Raw genomic sequence first — 10,115 nt, 5'->3', positions numbered from 1 at the left:
GGCAGGGAGTGTGGCCTTGGCTTCGGTGACGGCCTTAAAAAAGAATCAGGAATATCCAACCTGGTTTAAGCATCATGTCCTTGAGTTTAAACTGGTTGCGTAAAATACACCTGCACAGGTGGAAATTTTTTCGACGAAATCACTTTACTGGAAGTACCTCAATCTGGCCTTTTTTTCAGGATACCGAGATCTAACATGAAAGTTCATATCACAGAAAGTCACCTGACCATTGAAACAGAATCCGGAAAAATAATTCGTCTGGACGCTGAAGGCCGCTGGGGAACTTTTCGGCAGGAGGAAAAGCTGTTCCGCCGGACACTAGAAAATGAAGTGGTACAAAAAATACAGCATGGTTACCAGAATCTGGATTCCGGACAGGCAAATCTGATTCATGAACAGGCCCATGCTTTTCTGGCGGGCGTCCTTTCACAGTCAAAACAGGCACCGGATTCAATCCGATGGGCAGGCACCATCCGCGATCTCTCTGTTCTGTCTGAACGATTGCTGGAATCTTTGAAATGGACCCCGGAGCAGATTGGAAAAGAAACCTTCCGCTTTCAGCAGGCTTATCCTGAGTCCATTCCCATTCTGCCTCCGGATCGCTATCAGAATGTAGTGGTATTACCCGCCAGGGGATGTCCAAATTCTCAGTGTACATTCTGCGCTTTTTATCAGGGAATCCGTTTTCGAATTCTGAGTCTGGAAGAATTTGAAGACCATGTCAGAAAAGTCAGTGATTTACTGGGCAGAGCGGTTTCCAACAGGAGCGGCTTGTTTCTCGGATCAGCCAGTGCTCTGTCCCTTGGCCAGAAAAGACTGCTGGATATTCTGGAAATTGTCTCACGATATTTTCCACAGTTTTCAGAAGACATGGCCTGTTTCATGGATCCTGATCATTCCCCACGCAGAACAACCGCGGAATATGCTCAACTTCGGGATGCCGGACTCAACATGGTTACGCTGGGACTTGAAACCGGATGGAGTGAATTGCGTCGATCCATGAATAAAAGCGCTGATATTTCCGCAGTAATAAAAACAGTTCAGACACAAAAAGCAGGAGGAATGCGCTGTGCGATCACCGTACTTGCCGGGTTGGAAGACCCCGATTTGAACCGAGAACCTGACGTAGCGACGCATCATCTGACTGCAACCGTTGACGCAATCCAGCGCATGGAACTGGAAAAACATGATATTGTTTATCTTTCCCCCCTGGATGGTCATTCATGGTCCGCAGGGATTTCACAGGAAATGGAACAGTTTCGTGAAATGCTTCAAAGCGCTACTAAAGCCCGAATAATTCCATATCTGATCCATCGGTTTCGTTATTTTGCGTAGAAACCGCAGTTTTTGCATAATCCTTTTGCTTTCCTTTTTAAATAAACCTCTTATAGTGTCCATTTTTCAGGCTATTCAGCTCACGTTCCGCATCGGAAACCCATGCAAGAAAAACAGAAAGAGAGACACTCCCCCAGAGTGATCAAAACTCAGAAAGAGGAAGAAATCAGGATTTTTGGCTGGCATGCCTGCCAAACCGTGATTCAACATCGTAAAGAAGCCATCCGCAAAATTTACCTTGACGAAACCCGGTTGGAGGAACTCAGACCCACCCTTGCCTGGTGCGCACAGCAAAAAATCGGATATCGTATCCTGGGCGATACTGAATTGAGCAAATTGACCGATTCAACACACCATGAAGGTCTGTGCCTTGAAATTCTAAAACGGCCGCCCCTGTCATGGAATCAGTTTATCAAACGTGTCTCCACAACAACCGGGCCACAGCGTTTGCTGTTTATTGACGGAGTCGCCAATCCTCATAACTTCGGGGCGATTCTTAGAACCGCGGCGCATTTCGGCGTCAAGGCAGTGCTTCACACACCGGATTTCCCAAGTAATCTATCGGGCACAGTCTACCGGATTTCTGAAGGAGCCGCTGATTTGATGGATATGGTCTGTCTCAACCGACCGTCTACGGATATACGACAGTTGCAGGATCTGGCATTTTATCTGATCGGGACGACTCCCCATAAAGGCGAAAATCTCTTTGAATTGCAACTGAAAGAAAAACTTGTGTTTATAATAGGTTCAGAACATTCAGGCGTCTCTCCCCGGTGGAAAAAACTGGCCGACTTCCATGTGAAAATTCCGGGCACAGGACTCGTGGAAAGCCTGAATGTGGCATCCTCAGTCGCAATATTGCTCAGTGAACACTGGCGACGTTTCGGCGCATAATCCATCATCACTTTCACCAAAGAAAAATTATGCTCAATTTCATGCTGGTATTACATCTGACAGCCATTTGTCTGGTAGTAGGAACACTTTTTGTTCAATCTCTTGCTGTGATTTTCAGACTCCGAATGAAGGACGCCACCCAAATTGAAGGCGCACAATGGATCCAATCCAGAATTTATCATTTCATCTATTATCCGATCCTGGCAGTCGCTGTTCTTTCCGGACTTTATCTGGCAATGGCAACCAATGCGTTTGAGGCAGGGAAATGGCTTCACTGGAAATTGGTATTGCTCATGATCCTGATTGGTTTCGGCTTCATGAATGGACGACAGATACAAAACAAAAATTTACCAAAACCCTTGGCTATGTTTGTGCATATTGGTATTTTCTGCACAGCGGCACTGATGATTTATCTGGTAAGAATCAAACCCTGGTAACCCTAAGCTCAAATTTATTATGTTTCGAAAGCATCCTTATTTAACCGGTTTTTCCCTCCTGTTTGTTCTTTGTCTGGTTCTGGTCACATTGATCAACTCGGCTCATAAATCCGGATCAGATTTCTGGCATGACAATCTGATAGGAATCATTCGGGTAGAAGGTATTTTAATGGACTCTGAACCCATTGTTGAAAAAATCAGACGAATGGAAAAAAGTGATTCGGTCAAAGGGGTGATCCTCAGAATCAACAGTCCGGGAGGCGGCGTCGCTGTGGCACAGGAAATTTATGATGCCCTGAGTGAACTTCGGCAGACAAAACCGGTGTATACCTCGATGGGTTCGGTTGCTGCTTCCGGCGGATATTATATCGCGGCGGCGACAGACAGGATTTTCGCCAATTCCGGAACACTGACAGGCAGTATCGGTGTCTTGATGGAGTGGGTCAATCTGGGTGAACTCGGTCAGAAAGTCGGTGCGGAAATGGTCACCCTTAAAAGTGGAAAAAATAAAAACAGCATTTCAATGTTTAAAAAACCGGCCCCCGATGAACTTGTGCTGATACAATCGGTTGTGAATGATTCACACGAACAATTTGTTCAGGCCATTCTGCAGGGCCGCCCCGGCATGGACGAAACAAAACTCCGCACGCTTGCTGACGGGCGAATATTCACAGGAAAGCAGGCTTATCAGGAACAACTGGTGGATGAACTGGGTAGTTTTCAACAGGTTATTGATCAAATGGGAACCGATTTGGAAATTTCCGGAGAAATTCAAACATTAGAGTTTGAAGACGATGATGAATATGATATTACTTCATTACTAGGTTTGTCTTCCGTCAAAAAATGGATGTCCAATCAACAAAACACCGGAGTCCATTTAAATTATATACTACAGTAACAGGTTCATCATGCGCTATTTCGGACTACTGTTTTTCGCGTTGTTTCTGATCCTCTGTGTGTTATTCAGCATGAACAACGCTGAAGCGGTGAGGATTCATTTTGATGCTGGCTGGTTTGGCTCATACACTTCGCAGAAGCCCTTGTTTGTGCCTGTATTTTTCGCACTGGCCCTCGGGATTATCTTCAGTGTAGGCTATTTCTTTGTGTATCATTCCCGACTTCAGCTTCAAATCCGTTTTCAGGAAAAAGAAATCCGACGTCTGAAGAAACTGGTTTTACTGGAACGGGAAAGCAATCAGACAATGGCTCAAAAAAATAATGATCTTGAACAAATATCAGAGCGTCTTCAGCATCAAATCAATACAAAGTTGCTCGAACAAAACGCCAATGTGGTTACCCGCCTCAAGGACAACCTGATTACAACGCATGAAAATTAATCAGTCTGTGGATTAAGCTCAATACCCGTGAGTGAAAGGTGTGTAGGTTGGGTAGAACGAAGTGAAACCCAACAAAACTCGATGGGTTTCGCAAATGCTCTACCCATCCTACGCCTTTATTGGAAAATTAAACGATCCTGAGGCGGAAAGCCCTGCGGAAACGCCGCCTGAAGGCGGAACTATGAACTTCTCGCCAAGATTTAATACAGGACACAGCACCTGATCGAATACGCTTTCTTCTCTCGATCAATGAACTAATAGCTCAATGATTTTCCCTTGCGAAGAAGGCCTTGGCCTTTTTTAGAATTTCTCGCTCCATCGTCAACCGTTTCAACTCCATATGTTCTGACGCTGTCAGGTTTTTGCCAGAACCCTGAGGTCGGGCTTTTTCGACCCAGCCTTCCCGTATTTCTGCGGAACACCAGACTTTCAATTCCCCCTTCATGAAAAGCCCCCTTGCGTTTCCCCTTTGAAAATGGAATTAAACACAATGTTTACTTTTGAATTGCTCAAAACTCTTGGGAGAATGGTTCGATGTGGAATCTTGCAGGATATCAGGTTAAGGAAATTTTATATGACGGACTGAATTCCATCATTTACCGGGGATTCCGGGACAGTGATCAGGCACCCGTCATTCTCAAAACGCTCAAGAAGGAATTTCCATCCCTTCATGAACTTGCCCGATTCAAGCACGAATATGAGATCATCAAGGACAAAATCAAAGGCACCATCCAGGCCTATGCCCTTGAGAAACAGGGCAACCAGTTGGTCATTGTGCTCGAAGACATCGGCGGACTGTCTGTCAGGCAAATGCTGAAAAATGGACATCTGCCGGTTCTGGATTTTCTGAATCTGGCGGTAAAAATCACAGACAGCCTGGCACATATTCACCACCACCAGATTGTCCACAAGGATATCAACCCGTCCAATATTGTCATCAATTCCAAAACAGGTGCTGTCGAATTTATTGATTTCGGCATTTCCTCTGTGCTTTCACGGGAAGATCAGCGTCTTGAAAACGTCAACGCGCTTGAAGGAACACTGGCCTATATTTCGCCGGAACAAACAGGTCGAATGAACCGTTCTGTGGACTGGCGTTCCGATTTTTATTCTCTGGGTGTGACCTTCCATGAAATGCTTTCCGGCGAGTTACCCTTTCCTCAGACCGACCCCCTCGAAGTCATTCATTGTCATATTGCCAAACAACCTCCGGCGCTTGCTGACAAGTTCCAGCATATTCCGCTCCCGGTCAGCCAGATTATTCAGAAATTACTCTCCAAACTGGTGGAAGACCGCTATCAGAGCGCCTATGGTTTGAAACACGACCTGGAGCATTGTCTGCAATCACTCGAAAAATCAGGAAGAATGGAACCCTTTGTGTTGGGTGAAAAGGATGTTTCAAACCGGTTTCAAATTCCGCAGAAGTTATATGGCCGGGAAAAGGAAGTAGAACAGCTTTGGGAATCTTTCAGGCGGGTCAACGAAGGACGCACCGAAATGATGCTGGTTTCAGGATATTCCGGAATTGGAAAAACCTCGCTGGTTCATGAAATTCATAAACCCATTCTCAAACAGAATGTGTTTTTTGTGTCAGGAAAATTTGATCAGTACAAACGGAATATTCCCTTTGATTCCATCATACATGGGTTTCGTGAACTCCTGCACCAACTCCTGACAGAAAGTGAAGCAAACCTCTCACTATGGCGTGAACAGTTTATGGCTGTTTTGGGAAACAACGGACAGGTGCTGATTGACGTGCTGCCTGAAATGGAAATGATTCTGGATAAACAACCGCCTGTTCCTGAATTGCCTCCGGCAGAAGCCCAGAATCGGTTCAACTGGGTGCTGGAAGAATTCATCAAGGTATTGGCCACAGAAGCGCATCCTCTGGTCATTTTTATGGATGATCTGCAATGGGCTGATCTGGCCTCGCTCAAACTGCTCAAACGCATGGCGGTCAACCCGGCGATCCGTTACATCATGATCATCGGAGCCTGGCGGGATAATGAAGTTTCGCCCAGTCATCCCCTGAGCGTGATGCTTGAAGAAGCCTTGAAGGAAGGCGCCATCCAGAACAGCCTCAGGCTCAATCCCCTTCAGCCTGAGGACTTGCGACATCTGGTTGCGGATACGCTCCATTGTCCGGAAAGCCACATCACGGAACTCGCTCAACTCATTTTCAGCAAAACACAGGGAAATCCCTTTTTCGTCAATGAATTCCTGCGCTCGCTGTATACCGAAAAATTGCTGGAATTTGATCTGTCACAAGGGAAATGGCAATGGGCTTTGGACGCTATTCAAAGTCGTGAAATCACAGACAATGTGGTCGAATTGATGGCTCAGAAAATCCAGAAATTACCGCCCGCGACTCAAAGGGTTTTGAAACTGGCGGCCTGCATCGGCAATCATTTTGATTTGGAAACACTGGCCCTGGTGAATGAAAAATCACAGGCTGAAACCGCTGAAGATCTGTGGGAAGCCGTTCAGGAAGGCCTGGCCCTGCCCATTGGGAATACCTATAAACTGACACGGGTTTTTGAGGCTCAGGAACTGGAACAAATCATCACGGATAATCATCAGAAAGTGGATTATAAATACCTGCATGACCGTGTCCAGCAAGCCGCCTACTCACTGATTGATGATGAAGAAAAACAGGATCTTCATCTGCGCATCAGTCGTCTGTTTGTCCAAAAGTTGTCGCCTGAAGAACAGGAGGAAAAGAACTTTGATATTGTGAACTCCTTCAATCTGGCCATGGATAAAATCACCGAACCGGAAGAACGCCTGCTGGTGGCGAGACTCAATCTGAGCGCTGGTAAAAAAGCCAAAAAAGCGACTGCCTATCAGTCAGCGCTGAGTTATTTCAATAACGGGGTTTCCCTGTTGCCTGAAAATAGCTGGAGTTCCCACTATGAACTCACGTTTGCTCTCAAGGCGGGTTGTGCTGAGTGTGATTATCTGTGTGGAAATTTTGATGCCGCCGAACAACGTTATGATCAAATCATTGGTCAAGTGCAAACACGCCAGGAAAAAGCAGAAATTTACAGAGTAAGGATTGAACTGTACAACACACTCAGTCGTTATCAGGATGTGGCAACGTTGATTGTCAGGGCACTCAAAATGTTTGCTGTTAACATTCCGTTGAATCCCAGTCCTTTGCTGATTCTGAAAGAAGTCCTGATTCTGAAAAAACAAATGCGTAAACGTCAACCCATCGAATTGCTCAAATGGCAAAATCTGGAGTCAGAAGACACTAACGCCATGATGAACATGTTGCTGTCCGCGGCACCCGCGGTCTATTTTGTCAATCAGAACCTGATGGCGCTTCTGGGAATGAAACTGGCCAATCTTTCCATCCGGCATGGAAACGCGCCAGCTTCAGCGTATGCCTATCTCGCCGTTGGTTTTGTGATGGGCAACATCACTCAGAGTAATCACTCAGCGGTGGAATGGAGCAAACTGGCACTTGAACTCAACACTCGCTTCAAAGACACCCTGACTGCCGCAAAAATCTATCATTCCCATGCCTATGTTTTTCAACATTGGGTGGATCATCTCCGTACCTCTATCAGCTATTTCAAACAGGCCATTGAATATGGAACCGAAACGGGGGACATTCTGTATGGCTGTTATGCCGCCTCAAATCTGGTGATCAGTCAGTGTGTCTATGGTGAGCAACTGGACGAAGTGCTCAGCAGTGCCGCCCGGTATCATGATTTAATGACCCGGGCCAAATATCGGGAATTGGTGGTTGAAATCGCTCCCTGCCGTCAGATGCCCTTATGCTTTCAGGGAAAAACTCAAGGCCGGTTGAGTTTGACCGATGAACAATGGAATGAAGCCGAACTGTTGTCGGAAATGCAGGCTCTTCCCAACAAATTTCCAGTGTTCTGGTACTACATCACCAAAATGGAATTGTGCTGCTTTTTTGGCGAGTTTCAACAGGGTCTGGAATATGTAGAAGGCGCGGCGCCTTACATCAAAAGCGCCATGGGGATGATACGACAAACAGAGTGTCTGTTTTATTCAACGTTGATTCTCATTGTGCTGTATCCTGAAGCGACCGGTTTTCAAAAAGTGAAATACAGATTTAAGATAAAGCAGACACTCAAACGAATGAAAGCCTGGTCGGAAGATTGCGCCGCCAATTTTCTCCATAAATATTTGCTGTTGGAGGCGGAATGGCTCAGAACTCAGGGCAACCCCCTCGAAACCGTTTTACCCGTGTATCAGCAAGCCGTGGAAGACGCTCATGCAAGATCCTATATTCACATAGCGGCCTTGATCCATGAACGGATCGCCGCCTATCTGGAAAATCTCCAGATGAAGAGCTATGCCAAAACACACATTCAGTCCGCTCATTATCTTTATCAGCAATGGGGAGCCACCGCCAAGGTCAGCGACCTTGAAGAACGTTATGAGCAATGGCTCCAGGAAGGTCAGGAATCTCCCGGAATAGAGAAAACCGGGGTTCAACGCACCGTGACAACAACGGGTACAACGCATATGGCAAACAAGGATATGCTGGATGTCATGACCATTGTGAAAGTTTCGCATGCGCTATCCAGTGAGATCATGCTGGCCCGTCTGCTCGATAAAATGATGCATCTGCTGATGGAAAACGCCGGTGCCCAGAAAGGTGTCTTTCTTCTGGAAAAAAACGGCGAATTTCTGATTGAGGCTGAAAGTTCCATGGACCGGGAATCGGTGCGTGTGTTAGAGGGATTGCCTATGAACGCGGACAAACTGCCGTTGAATATTGTCAACTATGTGGTCAAAACCCGGCAAAACATGGTCATTCATGATGCTGATGAAAATGAACTCTGCGCGCATGATGCCTATATTCAAACCCTCCATCCCAAATCCATACTTTGTTTACCGGTCGTGCATCAGGGTAAACTCACCGGAATCCTTTACATGGAAAACAATCTGGTCACACAGGCCTTCACAACCGACAGGGTGAACCTGCTCAACATGATTTCACTGCAAGCGGCGATTTCCATCGAAAATGCCATTCTCTACGCAAATCTAGCGGATAATGTCCGGCGGCAGGAAGAACTGAAAACTGCCGCAGCGGTTCAACAGGCCCTGTTCCCGACGTCACTGCCAACAGTGACGCATGTGGAACTTTCGAGTTATTTCCAGTCCGCTTCAGAAACCGGTGGTGACTGGTATGGACTCATGACAAGCATCAATGATTATCTGTATCTGCTGATTGGCGATGTGACAGGACACGGTGTTCCAGCGGCTCTGGTGACAGCGACAGCCAGCGCGACATGCAGGATGCTGGAAGTCATGTATTCCTTTCCCGGGAACAGACGTCAGCTCAATCCTTCCACGATTTTGCACTACCTCAATCAGAGCGTGTATGAAGTCGGGGGCAGGAAATATCTCATGACCTTTTTTGCGGCGGGAATTGATCTGAAAACAGGAACCATGACCTTTGCCAATGCCGGACATAATTTCCCGATGCTGGTCAAGGCGGATGGCAAAGTAAAAAAGGTGCTCACTACCGGAAATCGTCTGGGCGATCAGTTGGATGTTCACTATGAAGACAAACAGCTTCAACTGGAAAAAGGCGACATGCTGTTTTTATACACCGATGGGTTGACAGAAAACCAGAGCGAGTCCGGTGAAGAGTGGGGAGAAAAACGCTTGATGCGTTATCTGAAACAACATCGTTCCGAGTCACTCCAGAACATCACCGGGGGATTGACCGAAGAATTATTCCAGTTTAAAGGCGAACAACCGCTTGCGGATGATGTGACCATGCTGTCATGCCGGATCACCGGGGATTTTGGCTGATACTTCAAAACGAAGTTGAGCCTTTCCAGCGCATACTCCACACCGGAACAGGCCCCCCGTTTTCATCGCTAATTTTTCATGCTGCGGCGTTTGCCCGAAACCGGATTGCCGGAAGGACCGGTTTACGTCACGGGGAGGGTGACAAACCGTGGAATTTCGTCGGGACGTAACTTGATGCTACTGTTTTCGAAACGGTATTTACCCGTGATGATTCCCGCATTTTTTCGGCAATCATCTGACACTGGCGAAACGATGACTATGGTCGGTGAGGCCTTATAGAAATGCGGGGATGAGCCGCATTTCAGGG

General features: G+C 46.7%; 7 protein-coding genes. 6 read left to right on the top strand and 1 reads right to left on the bottom strand.

Annotation, left to right across the window (positions count from 1 at the left end; all coding sequences use genetic code 11):
• Positions 1–195 precede the first annotated feature (195 nt).
• From HQM11_09105 to HQM11_09085, 5 genes are all read left to right on the top strand, one after another.
• Entirely contained in the window at positions 196–1,335 is a 1,140-nt protein-coding gene (locus HQM11_09105) for a radical SAM protein (GenBank protein ID MBF0351180.1), read from the top strand.
• Positions 1,336–1,437: 102 nt separating this feature from the next.
• Positions 1,438–2,229, top strand: coding sequence for an RNA methyltransferase (locus HQM11_09100; protein MBF0351179.1), 792 nt, complete (start codon positions 1,438–1,440; stop codon positions 2,227–2,229).
• 29 nt (positions 2,230–2,258) lie between these two features.
• On the top strand, positions 2,259–2,666 hold the full coding sequence (locus tag HQM11_09095) for a hypothetical protein (protein MBF0351178.1): 408 nt from the start codon (positions 2,259–2,261) through the stop codon (positions 2,664–2,666).
• Between the two features lie 19 nt (positions 2,667–2,685).
• Positions 2,686–3,564 (top strand): signal peptide peptidase SppA, encoded by an 879-nt coding sequence (sppA, locus tag HQM11_09090; protein ID MBF0351177.1) that lies wholly within the window; start codon positions 2,686–2,688, stop codon positions 3,562–3,564.
• A gap of 10 nt (positions 3,565–3,574) precedes the next feature.
• Positions 3,575–4,003: a LapA family protein gene (locus HQM11_09085; GenBank protein MBF0351176.1), complete on the top strand. Its 429-nt coding sequence runs from the start codon at positions 3,575–3,577 to the stop codon at positions 4,001–4,003.
• Between the two features lie 262 nt (positions 4,004–4,265).
• Here HQM11_09085 and HQM11_09080 read toward each other — a convergent pair whose 3' ends face one another.
• Positions 4,266–4,448 carry a hypothetical protein gene (locus HQM11_09080; GenBank protein ID MBF0351175.1) on the bottom strand — a complete coding sequence of 61 codons (183 nt, stop codon included), beginning with the start codon at positions 4,446–4,448 and terminating at the stop codon, positions 4,266–4,268.
• An 89-nt stretch (positions 4,449–4,537) separates the two neighbouring features.
• Here HQM11_09080 and HQM11_09075 point away from each other — a divergent pair, with 89 nt between their 5' ends.
• Entirely contained in the window at positions 4,538–9,808 is a 5,271-nt protein-coding gene (locus tag HQM11_09075; protein MBF0351174.1) for an AAA family ATPase, read from the top strand.
• The last annotated feature ends 307 nt before the right edge of the window (positions 9,809–10,115 follow it).

It is taken from the genome of SAR324 cluster bacterium, assembly GCA_015232315.1.
Taxonomy (GTDB): domain Bacteria; phylum SAR324; class SAR324; order SAR324; family NAC60-12; genus JADFZZ01.
This window is presented reverse-complemented; position numbering and strand designations above follow the sequence as displayed.